Origin of the sequence: Mumia sp. Pv4-285, from assembly GCF_041320275.1 — a bacterium.
In the GTDB taxonomy this organism is placed as follows: Bacteria; Actinomycetota; Actinomycetes; order Propionibacteriales; family Nocardioidaceae; genus Mumia; species Mumia qirimensis.
Window position 1 is genome coordinate 2,967,693 of the sequence record NZ_CP162023.1, and the last position, 22,089, is coordinate 2,989,781.

At 72.0% G+C, this 22,089-nt stretch carries 21 protein-coding genes; 4 read left to right on the forward strand and 17 right to left on the reverse strand.

Features of this window, described 5'->3' with window-relative positions:
- Positions 1-10: 10 nt before the first annotated feature.
- Positions 11-1,342 carry a flavin reductase gene (locus AB3M34_RS14320; protein ID WP_370614852.1) on the reverse strand — a complete coding sequence of 444 codons (1,332 nt, stop codon included), beginning with the start codon at positions 1,340-1,342 and terminating at the stop codon, positions 11-13.
- A 152-nt stretch (positions 1,343-1,494) separates the two neighbouring features.
- Between AB3M34_RS14320 and AB3M34_RS14325 the strand changes: the two genes are divergently transcribed.
- Complete coding sequence (locus tag AB3M34_RS14325; RefSeq protein WP_370614854.1) at positions 1,495-2,199, forward strand: GntR family transcriptional regulator; 705 nt, start codon at positions 1,495-1,497, stop codon at positions 2,197-2,199.
- 39 nt (positions 2,200-2,238) lie between these two features.
- Here AB3M34_RS14325 and AB3M34_RS14330 read toward each other — a convergent pair whose 3' ends face one another.
- The 5 genes from AB3M34_RS14330 to AB3M34_RS14350 are packed head-to-tail and all read right to left on the reverse strand — an operon-like array spanning position 2,239 to position 6,403.
- Positions 2,239-3,012 carry an energy-coupling factor ABC transporter ATP-binding protein gene (locus AB3M34_RS14330; protein WP_370614855.1) on the reverse strand — a complete coding sequence of 258 codons (774 nt, stop codon included), beginning with the start codon at positions 3,010-3,012 and terminating at the stop codon, positions 2,239-2,241.
- Positions 3,009-3,680, reverse strand: a complete 672-nt coding sequence (cbiQ, locus tag AB3M34_RS14335) for a cobalt ECF transporter T component CbiQ (protein ID WP_370614857.1) — start codon at positions 3,678-3,680, stop codon at positions 3,009-3,011. Before cbiQ ends, AB3M34_RS14330 begins: the two co-directional genes overlap by 4 nt.
- Before the next feature lies 1 nt (position 3,681).
- A complete protein-coding gene (locus AB3M34_RS14340) occupies positions 3,682-4,005 on the reverse strand; it encodes a PDGLE domain-containing protein (RefSeq protein ID WP_370614858.1) in 324 nt (107 codons plus the stop codon).
- Positions 4,002-4,694, reverse strand: coding sequence for an energy-coupling factor ABC transporter permease (locus AB3M34_RS14345; protein WP_370614860.1), 693 nt, complete (start codon positions 4,692-4,694; stop codon positions 4,002-4,004). The genes AB3M34_RS14340 and AB3M34_RS14345 overlap by 4 nt, the downstream gene beginning before the upstream one ends.
- 26 nt (positions 4,695-4,720) lie before the next feature.
- Entirely contained in the window at positions 4,721-6,403 is a 1,683-nt protein-coding gene (locus tag AB3M34_RS14350; RefSeq protein ID WP_370614861.1) for a nitrilase-related carbon-nitrogen hydrolase, read from the reverse strand.
- A gap of 46 nt (positions 6,404-6,449) precedes the next feature.
- Here AB3M34_RS14350 and AB3M34_RS14355 point away from each other — a divergent pair, with 46 nt between their 5' ends.
- Entirely contained in the window at positions 6,450-7,874 is a 1,425-nt protein-coding gene (locus AB3M34_RS14355; RefSeq protein ID WP_370614863.1) for an MFS transporter, read from the forward strand.
- 140 nt (positions 7,875-8,014) lie between these two features.
- Here AB3M34_RS14355 and AB3M34_RS14360 read toward each other — a convergent pair whose 3' ends face one another.
- Genes AB3M34_RS14360 through AB3M34_RS14370 form a run of 3 tightly spaced genes read right to left on the reverse strand, consistent with a single transcriptional unit; the run spans position 8,015 to position 10,454 of the window.
- Complete coding sequence (locus AB3M34_RS14360; protein ID WP_370614865.1) at positions 8,015-8,599, reverse strand: hypothetical protein; 585 nt, start codon at positions 8,597-8,599, stop codon at positions 8,015-8,017.
- Positions 8,596-9,246: an isochorismatase family protein gene (locus tag AB3M34_RS14365; RefSeq protein WP_370614867.1), complete on the reverse strand. Its 651-nt coding sequence runs from the start codon at positions 9,244-9,246 to the stop codon at positions 8,596-8,598. The genes AB3M34_RS14360 and AB3M34_RS14365 overlap by 4 nt, the downstream gene beginning before the upstream one ends.
- Entirely contained in the window at positions 9,246-10,454 is a 1,209-nt protein-coding gene (locus tag AB3M34_RS14370) for a CaiB/BaiF CoA transferase family protein (protein WP_370614869.1), read from the reverse strand. The genes AB3M34_RS14365 and AB3M34_RS14370 overlap by 1 nt, the downstream gene beginning before the upstream one ends.
- Before the next feature lie 58 nt (positions 10,455-10,512).
- On the opposite strand from AB3M34_RS14370, the gene AB3M34_RS14375 reads away from it, so the two are divergent.
- Positions 10,513-11,409, forward strand: coding sequence for a hydroxymethylglutaryl-CoA lyase (locus AB3M34_RS14375; protein WP_370614871.1), 897 nt, complete (start codon positions 10,513-10,515; stop codon positions 11,407-11,409).
- A gap of 15 nt (positions 11,410-11,424) precedes the next feature.
- Here AB3M34_RS14375 and ffh read toward each other — a convergent pair whose 3' ends face one another.
- The 4 genes from ffh to AB3M34_RS14395 all read right to left on the reverse strand — a co-directional run bounded on the left by ffh (position 11,425) and on the right by AB3M34_RS14395 (position 17,083).
- Positions 11,425-12,984, reverse strand: a complete 1,560-nt coding sequence (gene ffh, locus AB3M34_RS14380; protein ID WP_370614872.1) for a signal recognition particle protein — start codon at positions 12,982-12,984, stop codon at positions 11,425-11,427.
- A gap of 126 nt (positions 12,985-13,110) precedes the next feature.
- Positions 13,111-15,369, reverse strand: coding sequence for a [protein-PII] uridylyltransferase (locus AB3M34_RS14385; RefSeq protein WP_370620024.1), 2,259 nt, complete (start codon positions 15,367-15,369; stop codon positions 13,111-13,113).
- Complete coding sequence (locus AB3M34_RS14390) at positions 15,366-15,704, reverse strand: P-II family nitrogen regulator (protein WP_149770640.1); 339 nt, start codon at positions 15,702-15,704, stop codon at positions 15,366-15,368. The genes AB3M34_RS14385 and AB3M34_RS14390 overlap by 4 nt, the downstream gene beginning before the upstream one ends.
- Positions 15,701-17,083 carry an ammonium transporter gene (locus AB3M34_RS14395; RefSeq protein WP_370614874.1) on the reverse strand — a complete coding sequence of 461 codons (1,383 nt, stop codon included), beginning with the start codon at positions 17,081-17,083 and terminating at the stop codon, positions 15,701-15,703. The genes AB3M34_RS14390 and AB3M34_RS14395 overlap by 4 nt, the downstream gene beginning before the upstream one ends.
- A gap of 227 nt (positions 17,084-17,310) precedes the next feature.
- Between AB3M34_RS14395 and AB3M34_RS14400 the strand changes: the two genes are divergently transcribed.
- On the forward strand, positions 17,311-19,215 hold the full coding sequence (locus AB3M34_RS14400; RefSeq protein WP_370614876.1) for a penicillin-binding transpeptidase domain-containing protein: 1,905 nt from the start codon (positions 17,311-17,313) through the stop codon (positions 19,213-19,215).
- A 29-nt stretch (positions 19,216-19,244) separates the two neighbouring features.
- Here the strand turns inward: AB3M34_RS14400 and AB3M34_RS14405 are convergent, their stop codons facing one another.
- The 4 genes from AB3M34_RS14405 to AB3M34_RS14420 are packed head-to-tail and all read right to left on the reverse strand — an operon-like array spanning position 19,245 to position 22,063.
- Entirely contained in the window at positions 19,245-20,855 is a 1,611-nt protein-coding gene (locus tag AB3M34_RS14405) for an N-acyl-D-amino-acid deacylase family protein (RefSeq protein ID WP_370614878.1), read from the reverse strand.
- Positions 20,852-21,016: a hypothetical protein gene (locus AB3M34_RS14410; RefSeq protein ID WP_370614879.1), complete on the reverse strand. Its 165-nt coding sequence runs from the start codon at positions 21,014-21,016 to the stop codon at positions 20,852-20,854. Before AB3M34_RS14410 ends, AB3M34_RS14405 begins: the two co-directional genes overlap by 4 nt.
- Entirely contained in the window at positions 21,009-21,683 is a 675-nt protein-coding gene (locus tag AB3M34_RS14415; protein WP_370614881.1) for a bifunctional 4-hydroxy-2-oxoglutarate aldolase/2-dehydro-3-deoxy-phosphogluconate aldolase, read from the reverse strand. Before AB3M34_RS14415 ends, AB3M34_RS14410 begins: the two co-directional genes overlap by 8 nt.
- The gene (locus AB3M34_RS14420; RefSeq protein WP_370614883.1) at positions 21,683-22,063 is read right to left on the reverse strand and encodes a RidA family protein; all 381 of its coding nucleotides are present in this window, start codon (positions 22,061-22,063) and stop codon (positions 21,683-21,685) included. Before AB3M34_RS14420 ends, AB3M34_RS14415 begins: the two co-directional genes overlap by 1 nt.
- Between the last annotated feature and the right edge of the window lie 26 nt (positions 22,064-22,089).

Sequence of the window (22,089 nt, forward strand, 5' to 3'; positions counted from 1 at the left end):
GGCGCGGCTCCTACGGTGTGGGCAGTGGGGTTGGCTGGGGTGGCGCCGCCGGTGCGGCGACCCCGTTGGTGCGGAAAGCAGGAATCTCGCCGTTGGCGCCGAGACGCTCTCGGACCCGGCTGGCGAGCTTGCCGAGCGCGGCGGCGTCGACGGGGGTGTCGACGTCCAACGTGCTCAGGAGGCGTACGAGGTCTTCGGTCGCGACGGCGCCGTCCAGGCCGCCGAGCGTGGTGTCGAAGTGGTGCACACCGCTCTTGAGCGCGGTGAGCGCCTTGACGAGGCCGAGTCGGTCGTGGTCGTGGAGCCGGACGCGCAGCGGCACCGGCCGGGCGATGCCCACGGCGTCCTGCAGGGTGGCCCGCACCTCGAGCGGCGTGGCCGCGCCCCTCGTGTCGTCGAGGCAGATCTCGGTCGCCCCGGCCTCGATCAAGGTCTCGACGGCCCACAGGAGCGACTCGTGGTCGCCGGCGGTGAACGCGTCGCGCAGGATCACGACGCGTCCCTCGGTGTCGAGGCTGCCGACGCCCGCGATGACGTCGGCCACGCGTTCGAGGTCGCTGCGGTCACGGGTGTCCGCGCCGAGCTCGACGACCCCGACACCGCGGTCGACCGCCTCGCGGGCCTGGTCGGCCGACTTCACGAGCGCGGTGCACTCGCGTGCGTCGGAGAGGATCGACCCGCTCCGGCTCAAGGACGGCGGGGTGAGCGCCGACCCGGTCGGGAGGGTGAGGTCGAGCACGCGGGTGCGGACACCGGAGGCACGGACCCGTTGCTCGGTCCGCCGGATCCAGTCGCCGCCGGCGCCACGAGCGCTGAGCGAGCCCACCAGACGGCTGTCGGCGAGCGTCGCGACGTCCGGGAGGACGTCGGCGAACTGGCCCCAGCCGCGGGAGTGGAACAGCAGCGGGGCCGTACGGCGGGCCGCGTGGCCGGCGAGGACCTCGCCGACGAAGATCGTGTGGTCGCCACCGGGGTGCGCGTGGACGACCCTGCAGTCGAGCCACCCGAGGCTGGAGTCCAGCAGCGGGGCGCCCGTCTCGGCCGTCGACCAGGTCTCGCCGGCGAACCGGTCGCTCTCTCCGGTCTGGCCGGCGAAGCGCCGGGCCACCTCGGCCTGGTCCTTGGCGAGGACGCTGACGCCGAAGAAGCCGCTGGACTCGATCAGCCCGTGGCTGAAGAGCTTGCGGTCCAGGCAGATCGAGATCAGCGGCGGATCAAGACTGACGCTCGAGAACGAGCTGGCAGTCATCCCATGGCGCCTCCCGTCGACGACGGTCGTCACGACCGTGACCCCGCTGGGCCACTGGGACAGCACGTCACGGAACGTCGCTGTTTCGACCACGAGACACCTCCTACCTACCGGTTGGAAAGAATATACAATATCGACTATGCCATCTGGCAAGGGGAAACTCGCTTCTCGTGGCTACCTGCTGTCAGAATCGCGATGATCTACGATTTGACCGGGTACCACTACGCCAGCAGCAGGAGCACACCATGGCCCGACGAGGGACCAGCCGGACCAGTCGACCGATCGCTCACGTGTCGCTCGTCGACCGCGTCACCAGCGAGCTGAGGGCGTCGATCCTCACCGGTGAGATCCAGCCCGGCACGTCCGTCTCGATCGTCGAGCTCTGCGAGCTGTACGACGTGAGCCACATCCCCGTGCGCGAGGCGCTTCGCCGGCTCGAGAGCGAAGGCATCGTCAGCCTTCGTCCCGGTCGCTCGGCCCTCGTCGCCGCGCTCAGCGCCGACGACCTCACCGACATCTACCGTCTGCGGCGTCTCATCGAGGGCGACCTCGCCGTCCGTGCGGCGCGTCAGATGACCGACGAGCTCCTCGCAGCGGCCGAGGAGGCGCTCGAGGAGTACGTCGCCATCGAGCGCGAGCCTGCCGCACTCGCGGCGGCGCACCACCACTTCCACGCCACGCTGCTGGCCGACGTCATGGGCGCGGCCGACAAGAACGTGCTGGACCTGCTGTGGCACTCCGCCGACCGTTACCTGCACATCACGATGGCCGACCTCGACCACGCTCCGGAGACCAAGGAGCAGCGCATCGACGAGCACCGCGTGCTCCTCGAGCTGGCGCGCGAACGCAAGGGGCCGGAGTTCAAGAAGGCCTGGCTCGACCACCTCAACGGCAGCGAGCGTTCGCTGATGGCTGCTCTCGAGCGGCGCGAGGTGTCGGCGAGCGCGTGACGCGCGCCGGCTGAACGCACGCCGCCGCCCGGCGAGCGCCTACGGACGCCTCGACGCGAGCGCTGCCCGCGGGTCGAACCCGAAGGGCAGCTCGAGCCGGTGCTGCGCCATCAGCTCGGTGTCGGTCAGCACGTCCACCGTCGTGCCGTCCGCAGCGATCACCCCGTCGGACAGGATCACGGCCCGCTCGCACAGCTGGAGGGCGTACGGGAGGTCGTGGGTGACCATCAGCAGCGTCACGTCCAGGCCGGCGAGCGTCTCGACGAGCTCGCGGCGCGCCGCGGGGTCCAGGAACGTCGACGGCTCGTCGAGGACGAGCACCTCGGGCTTCATGGCGAGGACGGTCGCGAGCGCCACCCGACGGCGCTGGCCGAGTGACAGGTGGTGCGGCGGCAGGTCGATGGCGTCGCGCATGCCCACGAGGTCGAGCGCCCCGACCACGCAGCGTTCGAGCTCCGCGCCCCGCATGCCGTAGTTCGCCGGGCCGAAGGCGACGTCGTCGCGCACGGTCGCCATGAAGAGCTGGTCGTCCGGGTCCTGGAAGACGATTCCCACCCGACGTCGGATGTCGCGCAGGTGTGCCTTGTCCACGGGCATCCCGGCGACGGTCACCGTGCCGGCTCCCGCAGACAGGATGCCGTTGAGGTGCAGCGCGAGCGTCGTCTTGCCGGCGCCGTTCGGCCCGAGCAGGGCGACCCGCTCCCCTCGCTCGACGACGAGGTCGACGCCGTACAGGACCTGCCGCCCGTCGGGATAGGCGTACGCCAGCCGGTCGATCTGCAGCGCGGGCGCGTGGAGCGTCGCGGCACTCATCGCCGACCTTCGCCCTCGTAGCCGCGGGCGAGCATCGCCAGGTGGACCCGCTCGCCCCGGTCGTACGCCCGGACGAACAGCGCCCCCACCGCCCGTGCCTGGACCCACCACGCCGACAACGAGCGCGACTGGAAGCCCCGCGACTCACGGGCGATGCGCATCCGCCGCATCTCCGCGGCGACGACGTCCAGGTAGCGGACCATGAACGTGACGATCTGCACCAGCTGCGCGGGGACACGCAGGCGCGCGAGGGCGCCCGGAAGCTGGTGCGGCTCGGTCGTCGCGGCGAGCGTGAGCGAGGCGACGACGCTGATCGTCCCCTTGACGAGCAGCCCCCAGGCCGCCCAGAGGCCCGCCTCGGACAGCGACAGCCCTGCGACGTCGACGCGGGGTCCGACGGCGACGAACGGCATGAGGACCGCGAAGACGACGAACGGGACCTCGACCACCATCCGGCGCGCGATGTAGCCGACAGGCACGTGGGCGACGACGATGACGACGACGAGCACGGCGAGGTACGCCGCGAAGGCGGCGACCCACTCGCGAGGCGTCGCGACCACCACGAGCACGAAGCCGACGAGCGCGGCGACCTTGTGGTGCGCAGCGGCGCGGTGGACGGCGGAGTGAGTGTGGAAGTACAGCGTGTGCCCGTGGCTGTCGTCGGCCACGTCAGGAACCGGCCGGACGGCGCAGCAGGCGCCCGATGCCCATCGCGAGGAGGAGCACGACGGCGCACCCGACGAGCCCGGCGAGGCCGCCCGAGAGACGAGCGTCGTCGATGCCGGCGACGGCGTAGTCGGCGAACGGCCAGCTCGCGAGGGCATGGTCGGTCGCCGAGCCGAGGAAGCCCTGCGTCCCGGCGACGTGCTCGAGGCCGTCGGGGCTCGCCGACGCGTAGTAGCTCACGAAACCGGCGGTGACCGCCGCGAGCGCGAGCATCACGATGACGAAGGTGCGCGTGGAGACGCGGGTCCGGTGGGTCGACGCGGTCACAGGGGTGCTCCTTCGCGGATCTCCAGCGGCGAGGACGCGACCACGTCGCGAGCGCCGTACACGAGGTCAGGGCGAAGCGCGATCACCGCGCTCACCACGAGTCCGGTGATGACAGCCTCGCCGAGGCCGATGAGGGAGTGCCACCCGACCATCGCAGCGGTGAGGGTGTCCAGCGGGATCGGAGCCGCACCGCCGACGGCGTAGAGGCCGACGAACGCGAGCGAGGCCACCGGGACGGAGACGAACGCGCCGAACGCGGCCGCGAGCGGCACGGACGCGAGCCGCTTGGGCAGCACGGCACGTCCGAGGCGGAACGCGAGCCATCCCGCGCCGACGCCGACGACCGCCATGAGGGTGATGTTGGTGCCGAGCGCGGTGATGCCGCCGTCGGCGAACAGCAGCGCCTGCACGATCAGGACGACCGACACGCACATCGCGGCGGTCGCCGGACCGACGAGGACCGCCGCCAGTGCTCCGCCGAGCAGGTGCCCGCTGGTGCCGGCACCGACCGGGAAGTTCACCATCTGCGCGGCGAAGATGAAGGTCGCGACGAGGCCGGCGAGCGGCGCGGTGCGGTCGTCGGGCTGCTCGTGGCGTGCGCGCTTCATCGCGTAGGCGAGCGCGCCGACGGCGACCGCGCCGGTGGCCACCGACGTCGGCGCGTCGAGGAATCCGTCAGGGACGTGCATGGTGTTCCTTTCGTTCGCTCGGTCTGTCAGGCCGAGACGTGCTGCGGGGTCGCCACACGGACGAGTGCGTCGGCGAGGGCCCAGGGGCGCCCGTCGACCACGTCGGTCCCGCGGCTGACGAAGCGGTTGGTCGCGCATGCGGGTCGGACGGTCGCGAGCGTGACGGTGTCTGTCGCGACGACCGGCTCGGGCCGGCTGATGATCCCCGCGAAGGGTCCCTCCCACGCGCTCCAGAGCGTGAAGTCGGCCGACAGCGGGATGACGGCGCCCGCGCCCTGCTCGGAGCGCCGGCTCGCGACCACGACGTTGAGCCGGTTCTCGGCGGCGCGCTCGAGCAGCAGCAGGTCGATGTCGTGCGCACCCGAGACCGTGAACGGCACGGCGACCACGTCGGCGTCCTGCAAGGCGGCGAGGCGGAAGGTCTCCGGGTAGAGCGCGTCGTCGCCCACGACGACCGCGAGCCTGCCCCAGCCGAGCTCGACGACCACCAGCTCGTCACCGAGCCGTGTCGCCCAGTCGGCGTGGCGGGCACTGGCGTGCAGCTGAGGCTGGCGGGCGACCTCGCCGTCCGCGTCGAGGACGAGTCCGACGTGCTGGTCGTGGTCGCGAACGGAGGTGACGGCGACGGCGTCCGTCCCCGAGAGCGCCTCCACGATCTCGTCCGGGGTGAAGCGTGGGTCCGACCCCTCGGCCACTCCCCCGGCCCACGCCGCGAGCTCGGGGAGCACGACGAGCCGGGCGCCGGCGGTGACGGCGTCGCGGAGCAGGGCGACGACGTCGTCCTCCGGGCCGGGCGTGATGACCGCGGTCACGAGCTCGGCGGCGCCGGCGGGCGCCGTACGTCCGCGGGGCGCCTCGACGATCGGTGCGTAGAGCTCGGGACGGCGGGCCGCCATCACGTCGGTCCCGTCGGTACGGCGCTTGTCGTCGGCCGCGTCGACCTCGATGTCGGCGACGACCACGGCCTCGCCCGTACGAGGGGCACGCGCGACGACGGTGCCGTCGGGGGCGACGATCTGGCTCTCGCCCGCACCGTGCAGCTGCTCCACGGGGACGCCGACCGCCTGCGCGACGGCGTCGATGCTGTGCTCGGGGACGAGCGGGCCGACCTTGTTGGCGGCGACGACCCAGACCCTGTTCTCGGCAGCGCGCACCGGAACGTGCAGGGAGGCCTCGTCGAGGGCGAAGGAGTTGATGCTGTTGAGGAGGATCTGCGCGCCGTCGACGGCGAGCATCCGTGGCGTCTCGTTGATGACGCCGTCCATGCAGGAGTAGAGCCCCATGCGCCCGAGCGGTGTGTCGACCACGGGCGACGCCGAGACCGCAGGGTCGAGATGGTCGCGCTCGCTGCCCATCAGGACCTGCTTGTCGGAGGTGGCGAGGATCGTGCCGTCCGGACCGATGAGGATGTTGCTGCCGGTCGTCCGGCCGTCCTCCCGCGCGAGCGTGCAGTTCGCCATGAGATGGATGCCGAGCTCGCGGGCCCGGTCGGCGAGCGCCGAGACGAACGGGCCGTCCAACGTGACCGCCTTGCGGCGGGCGTGGTCGCGGTCGGCGTACCAGGAGACGTGGTTGCCGAACTCCGGGAGGACGACGAGCTGTGCACCCTGCGCCGCGGCTTCGGCGGTCAGGCGCAGACAGGCGGCGAGATTCTGCTCGACGTCCTCGGACGCGGCGAGCTGGACGGCGGCTACGCGAACAACGGTCATGGGCAAACCATATATTCTTCTACGATCTTCTCCTAGACTTACCCCAATGTTCCACGACGAGAGGCACGAGCACATGTCGGACTCCCCCGTCGGCGACCGGACGCCTCGACCCGACGGCGAGCCCGCGACCGCCCCGGCGACGACGTCGCTCGTCGCGTTCGCGGGCCGCGGACCGGTCGAGGTCGACCTCAAGAAGCCGGCACCCTTCGGGTGGTGGGCCGCCGTCGTGGTGGCGCTCGTCGCCTTCATCGACCGCGTCGAGGTGAACCTCGTCGCCGGTGCGCTCCCGGCCATCCAGGACCACTTCGGCTTCAGCGACACGTGGGCCGGCGCCATCCCGACCGCGGCGGCGATCGCCGGCGTCGTCCTGCTCCTGCCCGCCGGACGGCTGGCCGACACGGGCCGTCGTTCGACCATCGTCGGCCTCGTCGTGCTGGCGTGGGCCGTCTGCTCGATCCTGAGCGGGCTCGCCACGACGTTCGCCCTCTTCTTCATCACCCGGATCATGCTCGGCGCCGCCGGCCAGCTGTACAACCCTCCGGCGTCCAGCCTGCTCGCCGACTACTACCCCGGCTCGGCACGCGGCAAGGCGTACGGGATGGAGCGCGCCGGATACTACATCGGCCTCCCGGTCGGCGTCGCGCTCGGCGGCGCGGTCGCCGAGGCGTTCGACTGGCGGTCGGTGTTCTTCCTCATCGCCGTTCCTGGCCTGCTCATCGCCGTCCTGGCCTTCACGCTCCGCGAGCCCGTACGCGGGATCGGCGACCGGATCGACCGCCTGAAGGCGGGCGGCGTCGCCTCGGAGGAGCCTCCTGCGGCCGACGGTCCGCGCCAGTCCGTCACCAGCGAGGCACGCGAGCTCCTGCGCATCCCGACCCTCCGCGGCGTCATCATCAGCCTGTCGCTGCTCTATCTCGGCCTCGGGGGTCTCTTCTACTGGCTCCCGACGCTGCTCCAGCGCACCGAAGACCTGGACGCGGCCGCGGCCTCGGGTCTCGCCGGCGGCGTGGGTGGCACCGGCATCGTGATCGGCATCATCATCGGCAGCCGTCTCGGCGACCGGTTCCACGGCGTACGCCCCGGCTGGCGCGTGCGAGTCAGCCTCGGGTTCCTGCTGCTCGGCGCGGTCGCCATCACCGGCGTCGTGCTGCTCCCCGGCCTGGGTGTCCGCCTGACGCTCGTCGCCGTCGCCTGCGTCGGCTTCGCCGGAGCCATCCCGAACCTGACCGCCGTCTCCGCCGACGTGGTGCCGGCATCACGCCGCGGCATCGGGTTCGCGCTGCTCCAGTTCCTGACGACCCTGGGGGGAGCCCTCGGTCCCCTGATCATCGGCATCGTCTCGGACACCACCGGGTCGATCAACATCGCGTTCCTCGGGCTCCTGCCGCCGCTGTTCGCGAGCGTGCTCGTCCTGCGCGCGATCTCCTCGTCCTATGACGAGGACGCGGCCACCGCACTGGCTCGCCACTGACCCGAGGTGGCCCGGATCCGCGTGCACAGATCCGGGCCACCTCGTCCCACCCGTCCACGACGGACGGGAAAAGGAACGACGCCGATGCTCGGCCCCGGGGGGTTACCGGCCGAGCAGCGGCGTCGCGTTCGTGGGACCGATCAGATCCAGTGGCGCACCACGGCTTCGCCGCCCACCTCGGGCGCAGGCTCGCCGGCCGTGACGTGGGCCCACTGACCCGACGCGAGCCACACGAGGTCGACGTCGTTGTCGAACGTCCGGCCGGAGACGTCACCGATCACCTCGACGAGGCCGGGAAGCGCATCGCTCGGCTCGCGCCGGAGGTCGGCGCTGACCGGGAGGACCGAGATCGCGCCGGCCTCCGCCTCGTCGAGCACGTCCTCGGTCCAGCCACCCGGAGCGCCGGAGAACCACACGAGAGCGCGGGTCTCGCCCGTCGTCGCCGTGTCGGCGCGGGTCGCGCGCGGCTCGACCACCAGGAGGTGACCGGGCTTGCCGGTCTGGCCGCTCATCGTCAGGGCGCCGGTCAGCACCAGCATCTCCTCGCCGGCAGGCTGGTAGCCGGTCTTGGACCGGCTCCACCCGGCAGGGAACCGGACCAGCACCGTCCGCGAGTTGCTGCCGGCGACGCTCCGGAGCATCACCATCTCCGCCGGCACGTCGGCTCCGGCGGGCGAGAAGCTGTTCCAGGACAGCGCGTCGTCGTACAGGTCGGTCACGGTCACGGGTGAGCTCCTTCAGCGGGGGTGGTCACGAGGTGGTGCAGGGCGTCGTCGAGGGTGACGACGTCGGCGTACTTGGCATCGAGATCGAAGAGGTTGTGGTCGTGCGTGACCGAATCCCGGTCGCCGCAGGCCTCGGCGACGACGATCGGCTTGAATCCGTGCTGCAGCGCGTCGGTGGCCGACGCCCGCACGCACCCGCTCGTGGAGAAGCCCGTCACGAGGACGGAGTCGACTCCCATGGTGCGCAGCGTCGAGGCGAGGGACGTCCCGAAGAACGCGGACGCGTACTGCTTGGTCACGACCAGCTCACCGGGCGCGGGTGCGGGGTCGGACGGGAAGTCACCGCTCGGCGCACCCTCGACGAAGGCGGCCAGCGCGGGCACCTTCGCCCCGAACAGCCCGGCGTCGGCCATCCCCCGCTGGTAGCGCACGCACGTGAACACCACGGGGTGACCGGCGGCGCGGGCGGCGTCCACGAGCTGAGCCGTCGCCTTCCGGGCGCTCTCGAACCGACCGCCGGCGTCACTGAGAGGAGAGTCGGGGTCAAGGTAGGCCTGCACCACGTCGACCACCAGGACGGCCGGGCGAGAGCCGTAGCCGACCTTGCCGCGGAACCCCGCGGCGTCGTAGTCCGCGTCGCGCGACATCAGATCACGCCCGCGCCGGTCAGCTCGGCGATCTCGTCAGCCCCGAGGCCGAGCAGTCCGCCGTACACCTCGGCGTTGTGCTCACCGAGCTTCGGACCGGTCCAGCGCACCGAGCCCGGCGTGCCCGACAGCCGCGGCACGACGTTGGGCATCGCGAGCGTGCCGAAGGTCTCGTCAGGCACCCGCACGATGGCCTCGCGGGCCTCGTAGTGCGGGTCCTCGAGCATGTCCTCGGCGCGGTAGATCCGGCCGGCGGGGACGCCGCCCTCGTGCAGCAGGTCGAGCAGGGTGGCGGCGTCGTGCTTCGCGGTCCAGTCGGCGATCCGGTCGTCGAGCTCCTCCTGGTTGGCGCCACGCGCGCCGTGGGTGGCGTACGCGGGCAGCTCCTTCCAACCGGGCTCCCCCATCAGGTCGGCCAGCCGGCCGAAGACCGAGTCCTGGTTGGCCGCGATGAGGATCGTGTGCCCGTCGGCGGTCGGGTAGACGTTGCTGGGAGCCACGTTGGGCAGGATCGGGCCGGTGCGCTCGCGCTGGTAGCCGGCGACGTCCCACTCGGTCACGAGGCTCTCCGTCATCGCGAGCACGGCCTCGTAGATCGCGCTGTCCACGACCTGCCCCTCACCGGTGCGCTCGCGGTGCAGCAGCGCCGCGAGCGTGCCGACCGTGGCGTGCGTGGCGGCGAGCGAGTCACCGATCGAGAGGCCGGTCCGCGACGGCGGACGGTCGGGCTCGCCGGTGATGTAGCGGAGGCCGCCCATCGCCTCGCCGATGGAGCCGTAGCCGGCCCGCTCGGAGTACGGCCCGGTCTGGCCGTAGCCGCTGACGCGTACGAGGACGATGCCGGGGTTGCGCTCCTTGAGGCGCTCGTAGCCGAGGTTCCAGCGCTCGAGCGTGCCCGGGCGGAAGTTCTCGACGACGACGTCGGCGTGCTCGACGAGGCGCAGGAAGATCTCCTGGCCGGCCTCCTCGCGAAGGTTGAGGGTCACCGACCGCTTGTTGCGTGCGACGATCGGCCACCACAGCGAGTGACCGTGCGGCTTCTCGCGCCCCCACTGCCGCATGGGGTCACCGAGACCAGGCGGCTCCACCTTGACGACGTCGGCGCCGAGGTCGCCCATCAGCTGTCCCGCGAAGGGACCGGCGAGCAGCTGACCGGCTTCGATGACGCGTACTCCGGCGAGGGCGCCGGTCGGTTGATCCTGAGACATGGGCTGATCGTATATCAGATAGACTCTGCCCTTCTAGGGCCTGCGAGAGGATCGACACGTGACCGAGATCGAGATCGTCGAGGTAGCCCCGCGCGACGGGCTGCAGAACGAGAAGAAGATCCTGCCGACCGGCGTCAAGGCCGACCTCGTCCGTCGCAGCCTCGACGCCGGGCTCCGCCGCCTCGAGGTCACCGCCTTCGCGCGGCCGGACCGGGTGCCGCAGATGGCCGACGCCGAGGAACTGATGGCCCTGGTCCGCGACGACCCCCGGCTCACCTCGATCGGGCTCGTGCTCAACCGCCGCGGGCTCGACCGCGCGATCGACGCGGGTTGCGACGAGGTGACGGTCGTGGTCGTCGCCTCCGACGGACTGGCGCTCCGCAACCAGGGTGTCGACACCGCCGCGCAGATCGAGGCCTGGCACGCGATCGCCCCTGCCGCGCGGGCCGCAGGCCTCGGCACGTCCGTCGTGGTCGCCGCCGCGTTCGGCTGCCCGTTCGACGGGGAGGTCCCCAGCGAGCGGGTCCTCGAGGTCGTCGCGGGCATCATGGCGGACGCTCCCGACGAGATCGCGCTGGCCGACACGATCGGCGTCGGTGTCCCCGCACAGGTGCGCGAGCTCGTCACAGGAGTCAAGGCGCTGGCCCCCGGCACGCGGCTGCGCGCTCACTTCCACAACACGCGCAACACCGGATACGCCAACGCACTGGCGGCGGTCGAGTCCGGCGTCACCGTGCTCGACGCCTCGACGGGCGGTGTGGGCGGCTGCCCCTTCGCCCCCGGCGCGACCGGCAACATCGCCACCGAGGACCTGGTCTACCTGCTGCACCGCTCGGGATACCGGACGGGTGCCGACCCCGCGCAGATCGCGGCGACCGGCACCTGGCTCGCCGACGAGCTCGGGCTCGCCCAGGCGCCGGCCCAGATCGGGCGCGCCGGGTGGTTCCCGGCCTGACCTGATCCGGACGGTCTAGAAGAGGTCCCGGATCTCCTTGGGGATCTCGATGTCGCCGTCGGCGTTCGGCGTCCCGCCGAAGCCGAAAGCTGCTGCGCCGTCCTGCTTGGGCGCTGCCGCCTCGGACTGGGCCGCCGCAGCACGCTTCGCCGGATTGCCGGAGACACGACGCCCCTTGGCCTTGCCCTTCTGGGCCTGCTGACGTGCGCCCGACCGCTTGCCGCCCGCGCCGGGCATCCCGGGCATCCCGGGCATGCCCGGGAGTCCGCCGCCCTTGGCCATCTGCTGCATCATCTTGCGGGCCTCGAAGAAGCGGTCGACGAGCTGGTTCACGTCGCTGACCTGCGTGCCGGAGCCACGGGAGATCCGCTTGCGGCGGGAGCCGTCGATCAGCTTCGGGTTGTGGCGTTCGGCGGGCGTCATCGACTGGATGATCGCCTGGATCCGGTCGATCTCGCGCTCGTCGAAGTTCGCGAGCTGGTCCTTGATCTGCCCGGCGCCGGGCAGCATCCCGAGGATCTTGGACAGCGAGCCCATCTTGCGGACGGCCTGCATCTGCTGCATGAAGTCGTCGAGGGTGAAGTCGCCGCTCTTGCCGGCGAGCTTCTCGGCGGCCTTCTGCGCCTGCTCGACGTCGAAGGCCTTCTCGGCCTGCTCGATCAGCGTCATCATGTCGCCGAGGTCGAGGATGCGCGAGGCCATCCGGTCGGGGTGGAAGACGTCGAAGTCGGTGAGCTTCTCTCCGTTGGAGGCGAACATCACCGGTCGACCGGTCATCTGGGCGATCGACAGCGCGGCACCGCCGCGGGCGTCGCCGTCCAGCTTGGAGAGCACCACGCCCGTGAAGTCGACGCCCTCGAGGAACGACTCCGCAGTGCGGACCGCGTCCTGTCCGATCATCGCGTCGACGACGAACAGGACCTCGTCGGGATCGGTCGCGTCGCGGATGTCGGACGCCTGCTTCATCAGCTCCGCGTCGATGCCGAGCCGGCCGGCGGTGTCGATGACGACGACGTCGTGGAGGGTACGGCGCGCCTCGACGACCGCGTCCTTCGCGACCTTGACCGGGTCGCCGACGCCGTTGCCCGGCTGCGGGGCGTACACGTCGACGCCGGCGCGCTCACCGACGACCTGGAGCTGGTTGACGGCGTTGGGGCGCTGCAGGTCGGCGGCGACCAGCAGGGGCGAGTGGCCCTGGCCCTTGAGGTACAGGCCGAGCTTCCCGGCGAGGGTCGTCTTGCCGGCACCCTGCAGGCCGGCGAGCATGATCACCGTCGGCGGGTTCTTGGCGAGACGCAGGCGACGGGTCTCGCCGCCGAGGATCCCGACGAGCTCCTCGTTGACGATCTTGATGACCTGCTGAGCCGGGTTCAGTGCCTGGCTGACCTCGGCACCGCGGGCGCGTTCCTTGACGCGCGCCACGAACTCCTTGACCACGGGCAGCGCGACGTCGGCCTCGAGCAGCGCCACGCGGATCTCACGCGCGGTCGCGTCGATGTCGGCCTCGGACAGCTTGCCCTTGCCGCGAAGGTTGCGGAAGGTGCTCTGCAGGCGGTTCTGGAGTGTGTCGAACAAGACAGCCGTTCCTCACAGGTGTCGTCGCTGCCGCGACGTGCGGCACGCATCGTCCAGCCTAACGTCTGGCCCCAGGCGGTCCGCCGCCCAGGCGGTCGCAGCCGCGGCAGGCGTACGAGGAGACCGTCACAGCGGGAGGGCCCGGAGTTGTGCGACGAGGCCATCGGCGTCGTCGTCGCTCAGCGCTCCGCCACCACCGCCGACCACGTAGAACACGTCGCGGGCCTGGGGTCCGAACGTCGAGAGGTGCGCGGAACGGATGCTGTGGCCCTCGCGGCTGATGGTCCGCGCGACCGCCCACACGAGCCCACGCTGGTCCTCCGCACGGACCTCGACGACGGCCGCGGAGCTCGACGAGTCACGGTGCAGGAGCACCTGCGGCCGGCCGGCAGTCGCGTCCGCGGTCAGTGTCAGCCGGTCCTCGAGCGAGAGCGCACCGCTCAGGACCTGGCTGATCCGGCGGCGCAGACGGCCCGTGTCCACGTCAGGATCGGCGACCTCCCAGAGGCTGGTCGCGACACCGCCCCGCTCGACGAGGCGCGCGGACCGGATCTGCTGCCCCGCCACACTCAACGCGCCCGCCAGGTCCGCGAGGAGTCCGTCACGGTCGGCCGAGGCGATCTGCACGAGCGAGCCGTCGTGGTGCGGTGCTGCGTCGATCGTGAACACGTCGCCGCGCGGCATCGACGACGGCGGGGGCGGGAGCGCCGAGGGCCACCCCTCGTACGAGGGGTCGTCGAGCGCCGAGGCGTCGCCCAGCACCGCGCGTACCTTGGCGACGAGACCGCGGACGAGACTCGAGCGCCATGCCGACCAGGCGGGCGGGCTCGTGGCGCGCGCGTCCGACTCGGTCAGCGCGGCGAGCAGGTCGAGGCGGTCGACGTCCCCGACCAGCGCGGCGACCCGTGCGGCGGTGTCCGGGTCCTCGATGTCGCGGCGGGTGGCGACCGTCGGCAGCAGGAGGTGCCAGCGGACGAGGTCCGCGATCGTGCCAGCGTCGGCGGCGTCGAACCCCCAGCGGGTCGCGATCGCCCGCGCGACCGGGGCACCGACCTCGCTGTGGTCGCCCTCGCGTCCCTTGCCGATGTCGTGGAGCAGTGCAGCCACGGCGAGGAGGTCGGGTCGCGCGACCTCTCGCATGAGACCCGCCGCCACCACGACCGCCTCCACGCTGTGCCGGTCGATCGTGAAGCGGTGCACCGGCGACGACGACCCGCGCAGCCGGATCGGAGCCCACTCCGGCAACCACCGGTCGACGAGACCGGCGAGATCGATGTCCTCCCAGACCGGAACGATCCCGGGGCCTGCCGTCAGGAGCTGGACGAGGAGTCGCTGCGCCTCCGCGGACCACGGCTCGGAGGGCACGGCACCTCGGGCGAGGCGGGCGGCCGACGCCGCGGACAACGGCAACCCACGCCGTACGGCCTCGCCGACGGCCCGCAGGGCGACCAGCGGGTCGTCGTCGGGGTCAGGGCTCCCCGTGAGGACGATCTCGTCGCCGAGCACCGCCACGCCGGGCGCGACGGCGTCGAGGCGCGGCCCTGGGGCGGAGCGGCTCCGGGGCCGGTCGGCGAGGACGGCGTCGACACGGCGCCAGGTCGTGGTGGCGAGGTGCGCGGTCCGGCGTCCCAGGTCACGGACGTGGAGGTCCAGCTGGTCAGGGGCGTAACCCATCGCAGCGGCGACCTCCACCACCAGCTCGGGCGTCAGCCGCTCGGTGGGACGCCCGGCCACGTCGTGGAGGACGTCCCTCACGTCGAGCATCGCCGCGCGGAGCGCCTCCAGCTCGCGGTGGGGGACGTCGACCAGCCAGCTCGCGACGAGGGCGCGCATGACGGTGCCGTCGCGCAGGCCTCCCCCGGACTCCTTGAGGTCCATGATCGCCGACTGCGCGATCCAGCCCGAGCGCCCGACGCGCTCGTCGACCGACCGCGCCAGGTCGGGCAGGCGTCGACGGGCGTCGCGACGCCAGGCGGCCAGCACCTCCGACCGCAGGGCCGTGACGGCCGACGTGTCACCGGCGACCGCCCGGGCGTCCAGCATGCCGAGCGCGGCGCGGACGTCGTCGGCGGCCGTACGGAGCATCTCGACGTCGCTGCGGACCGCGTGGTCGAGCGCGACGCCGTCGTCCCACAGCGGGTACCAGATCTGCTCGGCGACGCGCGCGATCGACGCCGCCGGAGCGTCGGCGGCGTGGACGAGGACGACGTCGACGTCGCTGAAGGGCGACATCTCCCTCCGCCCGTAACCTCCGACCGCGACGAGGGCAAGGCCGCGCCCGCCTGCCTCCGGCAGGTCGGACACGGCCTTGGCGAAGCAGTCACGAAGGCGCCGGTCCAGGGCGTCCGCCCTGGACCGGCGCCGATCGCTGAGCTCCTCGGTCAGAGCGCCGCCTCGTCCTTCTCACCGGTGCGGACCCGGACCACGGACTCCACGGGGACGACCCAGACCTTGCCGTCACCGATCTTGCCGGTGGCAGCGGCCTTGACGACCACGTCGACGACGTCCTTGACGTCCTCGTCCTCGGTCACGATCTCGACCCGGATCTTCGGGACCAGCGAGACGTCGTACTCGGCTCCGCGGTAGACCTCGGTGTGGCCCTTCTGCCGGCCGTAGCCGCTGGCCTCCGTGACGGTCATGCCGGTGATGCCGAAGGTCTCGAGGGCCTCGCGGACCTCTTCCCACTTGTGCGGCTTGATGACCGCGGTCACGAGCTTCATGCCTTGGCTCCTTCAGGGGTGGTGGTCAGCGTAGCCGCCACGGCCGGGCGAGCGACGCCGGACGCCGGTGCGAGATCGTACGCGGACTCGCCGTGCTCAGCGAGGTCGATGCCCTCGACCTCGTCCTCCTCGGCGACGCGCCAGCCCATCGTGGCCTTGATCGCGAGACCGATGATCAGGGTGAACACCGCCGACCACACGATGGCGAAGGCGGCGATCGAGAGCTGCACGACGAAGAGCTTGATGCCGTCGCCGTAGAAGAGGCCGCCGCTGGTCGCGAGGAAGCCGATGCCCAGCGTGCCGACGATGCCGCCGACGAGGTGGACGCCGACGACGTCGAGCGAGTCGTCGTAGCCGAACGTGAACTTCAGGCCGACGGCAAGGGCACAGAGGGCGCCGGCGACGATGCCCAGAACGATCGAGCCGATCGGGCTGAGCGCGCCGCAGGCCGGGGTGATCGCCACGAGGCCGGCGACGATGCCCGAGGCGGCACCGAGCGAGGTGGCCTTGCCGTCACGGATCTTCTCGACGACCAGCCAGCCGATGATCGCCGCAGCAGCAGCGACAGCCGTGTTGACCCAGACGAGGCCGACCTCGCCGGTGAACGCGGTGGCGTACGCGATGGAGTTCTCGATGAAGCCGTCGGCGCCGTTGCTGATGGGCTCGGTGCCGGTGACGTCGACGTAGGAGCCGACGTTGAACCCGAACCAGCCGAACCACAGGAGGCCCGCGCCCAGCATCGTCAGCGGGAGGTTGCCCGGACGGGTCGGCTCCTTGCCGAACCCACGGCGCTTGCCGATGAGCAGGACCAGGATGAGCGCGGCGACACCGGCGTTGATGTGGACGACCGTTCCACCGGCGTAGTCGATCGGGGCGACCGTGGCCGCGCCGTCGGTCGTGCCGAAGAGCCAGGCCGCGATGCTCGTGTCGCTGCTGCCCAGGATGCCGCCGCCCCAGACCATGTGGGCCAGCGGGAAGTAGGCGAGGGTGACCCACAGCGGCAGGAACACCAGCCACGAGGAGAACTTCACCCGCTCGGCGAGCGCACCGCTGATCAGGGCAGCGGTGATGATGGCGAACGTCGCCTGGAAAGCGACCGAGATGTACGTGACGCCCTCGACGTCCTTCAGCCCGAAGAGGGTGAACGGGTTCGAGAAGAGACCCGCGATGTCCTCCCCGGTGCCGCTGGAGTAGGACATCGACCAGCCCCACAGCACGTAGACGATCATGACGACGCCCAGGGCGCTGAAGGACATCATCATCATGTTGAGGATGGACTTGGTACGCGTCATCCCGCCGTAGAAGAGCGCCAGGGCCGGCGTCATCAGGAGTACGAGCGACGCGGAAGTCAGGATCCAGGCTGCGTGGCCGGTGTCCATGGAACCTCCAGAGTTAGTGAGCTGAGACAGGCCGGCGCTCGAACGGCAGTGTCCGGGACGGCTTCGCTGACAGAAACCTTCGCGTCGTTTCGTTTCGTGGCTGGCGACGGTCTGTTTCACGCAAGTGACACTTCCCCCACTTTTGTTACGCAGAGATTTCTCCGGTTGCCGGGGGCGGCGAGGTGTGCGGTTCGACGGTGAACCCCGGCCCGGGTGAGGATGGAGCCATGCCCTCCCCCGCCCACCACGCACGGCTTGTCCGGCCCGCCACGCTCGCGCTCACTGCCCTCCTGGCGGCCGGCGCGCTGACGTCGTGCAGCAGTGCACCGTCGGCCGGACCCGAGGCCGACCGGCTCGCGGAGGGCCTCGCAGCCATGGACCTGTCCGGTGTCGCCCTCGACGACCAGAGCGCCACGGAGAACCTCGACCGGATCACCGCGGGGCTCGACGGGATCAAGCCGACCGTCACCGTGAAAGAGGTCGACGAGGACGGCGACGAGGAGAAGGCGACCGCGACGCTGGCGTACCGGTGGGAGCTCGGCCCGGAGGCGGCCTGGGAGTACGAGACCCACGCCGACCTCACCCGAACGGAGGACGACTGGACCGTCTCGTGGGCACCGTCGATCGTCGCGCCCGACCTCGCCGAGGGCCAGCGCCTGCGTGTCCGGACCGTCGAACCGCAGCGCGGCGACATCATGGGCGGCGACGGCACGGCGGTGGTGACCGAGCGCGCTGTCCTGAGGATCGGCCTCGACAAGGCGGCCGTGGACGCCGGCCGGCAGCAGGACTCCGCCCGCGTCATCGCGCAGAAGCTGGAGATCGACGCCGACGCGTACGCCGCCAAGGTCGCGGCGGCCGGTCCGAAGGCCTTCGTCGAGGCGCTGGTGCTCCGGACCTCGGAGGCGCCGCCCCTCGGTGACGTCGAAGCCGTCGCTGGCGCCCGCGTGATCGGGGACGAGCTGCCGCTCGCGCCGACGCGGACGTTCGCCTCGGGCATCCTCGGGTCTGTCGGCGAGGCGACCAAGGAGCTCATCGACGAGAGCGACGGACGGCTGTCTGCCGGCGACCAGACGGGGGTCTCGGGGCTTCAGCGCCGCTACGACGAGACCCTGCGCGGCCGCGACGGCTACGTCGTCGAGCTCGTCAGCGACGCTGCCGAGGACCCGGCCAACCCCTCACCCGAGATCAAGGACACCCCGGTCTTCGAGAAGGAGCCCGTGCCGGGCGAGCCGCTGAGGACCACGCTGGACCCACGGCTGCAGAACCTCGGTGAGAGGGTTCTGTCGGCGACCAGGCCGGCGAGCGCCCTGGTCGCGATCCGGCCGTCCGACGGAGCGGTGCTCGCCGCCGCCGGCGGTCCAGGAGCCGACGGGCAGGCGATCGCCACGACCGGTCAGTACGCCCCCGGCTCCACGTTCAAGATCGTCACCGCGCTCGCCGCGCTCCGTGCCGGCGTGACGCCGCAGACGACCACGCGGTGCCCCGCGACGACGGTGGTGGACGGCAAGTCGTTCAAGAACTACGACGACTACCCGAGCAGCGCCCTCGGCCAGATCCGGTTCGCCGACGCCTTCGCGCAGTCGTGCAACACGGCGATGATCGGGCTGCGCGGCGAGGTCGCCCAGAGCGATCTCGCGTCGGCCGCCGCCTCGCTCGGCATGGGGGTGGACCAGGACCTCGGGTTCCCCTCGTACTTCGGGTCGGTGCCGAGCGAGGCTCCGACCACGGAGCACGCCGCATCGATGATCGGCCAGGGCAAGGTCCTGGCGTCACCCTTCACGATCGCCACGGTGGCCGCGTCGGTCGCCGCAGGGCGTACGGTCGTCCCCACGCTGCTTCCCGACGTCGCTGCGCCGACGGTGGACTCGACCCTGACGGCGGCCGAGGCGCGCCAGCTGCGCGCGCTGATGCGCAGGGTCGTCACCGACGGAAGCGGGCGCGGGCTGGCGGGTCTCGGCAAGGACGTCGGCGCCAAGACCGGGACCGCCGAGTACGGGTCGCCCGTCAAGACGCACGCGTGGATGGTGGCGACGCAGGGAGACCTGGCGGTCGCGGTGTTCGTGGAGACCGGCGAGTCGGGCTCGCAGACCGCGGGTCCGCTGCTCGAGCGGTTCCTCGCCGGCGCCCGCTGAGCCGTTCCAGGCGCCAGAGCGGCTCGCGGTCACGAGGGGGCGGCGCCGGAGCGAGCCGGGACGTACGTGCCACGGCGATCCGGCAGGTCCTGGCCCCGACGCCACACGGTCTCGCCGCCGACGACGACGCTCTCGACGCCCCCCGGATGGCGTCGTGGCTCGGCGAAGGTGGCACGGTCCTCGAGCGCCGCCGGGTCGAGGACCACGAGGTCGGCGACGCTCCCCGTCTCGATCGTGCCGCGCCCGTGGAGGCCGAACCGCCGGGCCGACGCGCCCGACATCTTGTGCACCGCCTCCGTACGCGACAGCGGACCCCCAGCGCCGGCGTACTCGGTCAGGACGCGCACGAACGTCCCGTACAGGCGCGGGTGGACGTAGCCGCGCAGGTGCGGGAGCCCGTCGGACCCGACCATGCTGTGCGGCCACGCCAACGCCTGGCGGACGCCCTCGGGATCGGTGTGGAACAGGACGGCCGTCAGCGACCCGCCCTCCTCGGCGAGCAGGTCGACGAGGCACGCGTACGGCTCCTGCCCCCGCTCGGCGGCGACCTCCGCCAGCGCGAGCCCTTCGTGCTCGGTGTTCGAGGGCCGCGAGAACCCCGCGAGCAGGACGCGGGACGGACCGATCGCGAGCAGCATGTTCTCCTGCCCGGGCTCGTTCCACGGACGCGAGAGGTCGGCGACGAGACGGCGGCGGGAGCTCGGATCGCGAACGGCACCTCGGACGGAGGTCATGCCTTCGCGCAACGCCCAGGCCGGCAGCAGCGTCGACGTCGTGGTGCTCCCGGCGTGGTACGGGTAGACGTCCGCCGTGACGTCGACCCCCGCCGCGCGGTGGGCATCGAGCCTCTCCAGGATCCGCGGCATCGACCCGGCGTTGCGCGGGCCGGTCACCTTGAGATGGCTGACGTGGATCGCGCAGCCCGTCGCGGCGCCCAGCGACGTCGCCTCGTCGATCGCGGCGAGCACGTGGTCGCCCTCGTTGCGGACGTGGACGGCGAGCACGCCCTCGTGGGCGGCGACGACGCCGGCCAGCGCCTCGAGCTCGGTACGGTCCGCCGCGTTGCCGGGCGCGTAGAGCAGCCCGAGCGACAGCCCCGCTGCACCGGCTTCCATCGCGTCACCGAGCTGTCCGCACATGGCGTCGACCTCGCGTGCGGTCGCGGCGCGGACCGTGGGCCCCGTCGCCGCGGCCCGGAGTGCCCCGTGCGCGGCCAGGACAGCGGCGTTGAGGGTCCTCGGTGCGGCGGCGATCGTGTCGACGTAGGCGCGGACCGAGTCGAACGCGAGGTCCGTACGGTCGCCTCCGAGCACCGGCGCGAAGAGCTCCCCGAGACCCGACCCCGGCGTCGTCGGCGCGCAGCCGTGGCCGCAGTTGCCGACGACGACGGTCGTCACACCCTGGCGAAGCTTCGGGACGCAGGCCTGCGTGTCGAGGAGGGCGAGGTCGTCGTGGGCGTGGGTGTCCACGAAACCGGGAAGGACCTCCCAGCCGGACACGTCCTCGACGGCGCACCCGGCGGGCGGTGCGAGTGCGGGCCCGACGGCCGCGATCCGTCCGGCGGCGACGAGCACGTCGGCGCGGCGCGGCGGAGCGCCGGTCCCGTCGAGGACGGTTCCTCCGCGCAGCAGGACCGTCATCGGTCGACGTGCTCGGGGTCTTGGAGGCCGGCGGACGCCCACAGCGCAGGCGTGGGACCGGTGACGCGGAGGATGCGGCCGTCGTCGGGCTCCACTCCATCCGCCCCGAGCTCGCGTCGCACCACCTCGCCGTCAAGCGTGACGACGGCGCCGTCAGCCACGCGCGGGCTCCTGGGAGCCGGTCTGGGGCGCAGGCTGGGCTGAGACCACAGAGACGAGCGTGCGGGCGCGTTCGGCGAGCGCCTCGAGGTCGCCGCCGTCGAGCGCGTCGCCGAGCAGCGGACCGCCGAGGCTCACCGCCACGCAGCCGGCGTCCAGCCACGACCTCGCGTCGGGGATCGACACCCCGCCGGAGGGGATCAGCGCGACGTGCGGGAGCGGCCCCTGCAGCTGGGCCACGTAGGAGATACCCACGAGCGACGCCGGGAAGACCTTGACGGCGCTCGCGCCGAGCTCCCAGGCCGCGCTGATCTCGGTCGGCGTCAGCGCGCCCGGGATCACCGGGACGCCTGCGTCGCGAAAGGTCGCGATCACGTCCGGTACGACCGTCGGCGTGATGGCGTAGTCGACGCCGGCGTCGATGGCGCGGGCAGCGTCGTCGCGGCTGAGCACCGTGCCGACGCCGACGTCGCAGCTGCGTGGGAGCCGCTCGCGCAGGGAGGCGATCGCCTCCAGCGCACCGGGGGTCCCGAGCGTCACCTCCACGCTGACGATCCCGTTCTCCGCGAGGACCTCCGCCGCGGGCACGACGCGGTCGCCGTGGGGTGCCCGCAGCACCGCGACGATCCGCGACGTGCGGGTCGGCTCGGGCAGCGGGACCCTGGGCATCAGGACCTCAGCAGGGCGACGCCGTCGATCTCGACGAGGATGCCGGCCAGCTGCGACCCGACGGTCGTCCGGACGGGGTGCGGCGTCGGGAGCGCTGCGCCGTACGCGGCGTCGAAGGCCGCCCAGTCGGCGAGGTCGGCGAGGTGCACCGTCGTCTTCACCAGCAGGTCGAGTCCGCTCCCGGCGGCGACGAGTGCCGCCTCGAGGTTCTTGATCGTCTGGAGGGTCTGGGCCTCGATCCCTTCCGGCAGCTCGCCGGTCGCGGGATCGTGGGGCCCGAACCCGGCGGTGTACACGAAGCGGTCGGCCACCATCGCCTGGTTGTACGCGCCGGCCGGGCGCGGCGCGTGGTCGGTGCTGACGGGCTCACGAGTGCTCATAGACGCAACGTAGCGACATTGCAGCC

Bases quoted from the DNA above. Each gene is read 5' to 3' on its own strand.
- AB3M34_RS14325 (WP_370614854.1), top strand. From the start codon at position 1,495: ATGGCCCGACGAGGGACCAGCCGGACCAGTCGACCGATCGCTCACGTG.
- AB3M34_RS14330 (WP_370614855.1), bottom strand. From the start codon at position 3,012: ATGAGTGCCGCGACGCTCCACGCGCCCGCGCTGCAGATCGACCGGCTG.
- AB3M34_RS14345 (WP_370614860.1), bottom strand. From the start codon at position 4,694: ATGCACGTCCCTGACGGATTCCTCGACGCGCCGACGTCGGTGGCCACC.
- AB3M34_RS14350 (WP_370614861.1), bottom strand. From the start codon at position 6,403: ATGACCGTTGTTCGCGTAGCCGCCGTCCAGCTCGCCGCGTCCGAGGAC.
- AB3M34_RS14355 (WP_370614863.1), top strand. From the start codon at position 6,450: ATGTTCCACGACGAGAGGCACGAGCACATGTCGGACTCCCCCGTCGGC.
- AB3M34_RS14365 (WP_370614867.1), bottom strand. From the start codon at position 9,246: ATGTCGCGCGACGCGGACTACGACGCCGCGGGGTTCCGCGGCAAGGTC.
- AB3M34_RS14370 (WP_370614869.1), bottom strand. From the start codon at position 10,454: ATGTCTCAGGATCAACCGACCGGCGCCCTCGCCGGAGTACGCGTCATC.
- AB3M34_RS14390 (WP_149770640.1), bottom strand. From the start codon at position 15,704: ATGAAGCTCGTGACCGCGGTCATCAAGCCGCACAAGTGGGAAGAGGTC.
- AB3M34_RS14395 (WP_370614874.1), bottom strand. From the start codon at position 17,083: ATGGACACCGGCCACGCAGCCTGGATCCTGACTTCCGCGTCGCTCGTA.
- AB3M34_RS14400 (WP_370614876.1), top strand. From the start codon at position 17,311: ATGCCCTCCCCCGCCCACCACGCACGGCTTGTCCGGCCCGCCACGCTC.
- AB3M34_RS14405 (WP_370614878.1), bottom strand. From the start codon at position 20,855: ATGACGGTCCTGCTGCGCGGAGGAACCGTCCTCGACGGGACCGGCGCT.
- AB3M34_RS14415 (WP_370614881.1), bottom strand. From the start codon at position 21,683: ATGCCCAGGGTCCCGCTGCCCGAGCCGACCCGCACGTCGCGGATCGTC.
- AB3M34_RS14420 (WP_370614883.1), bottom strand. From the start codon at position 22,063: ATGAGCACTCGTGAGCCCGTCAGCACCGACCACGCGCCGCGCCCGGCC.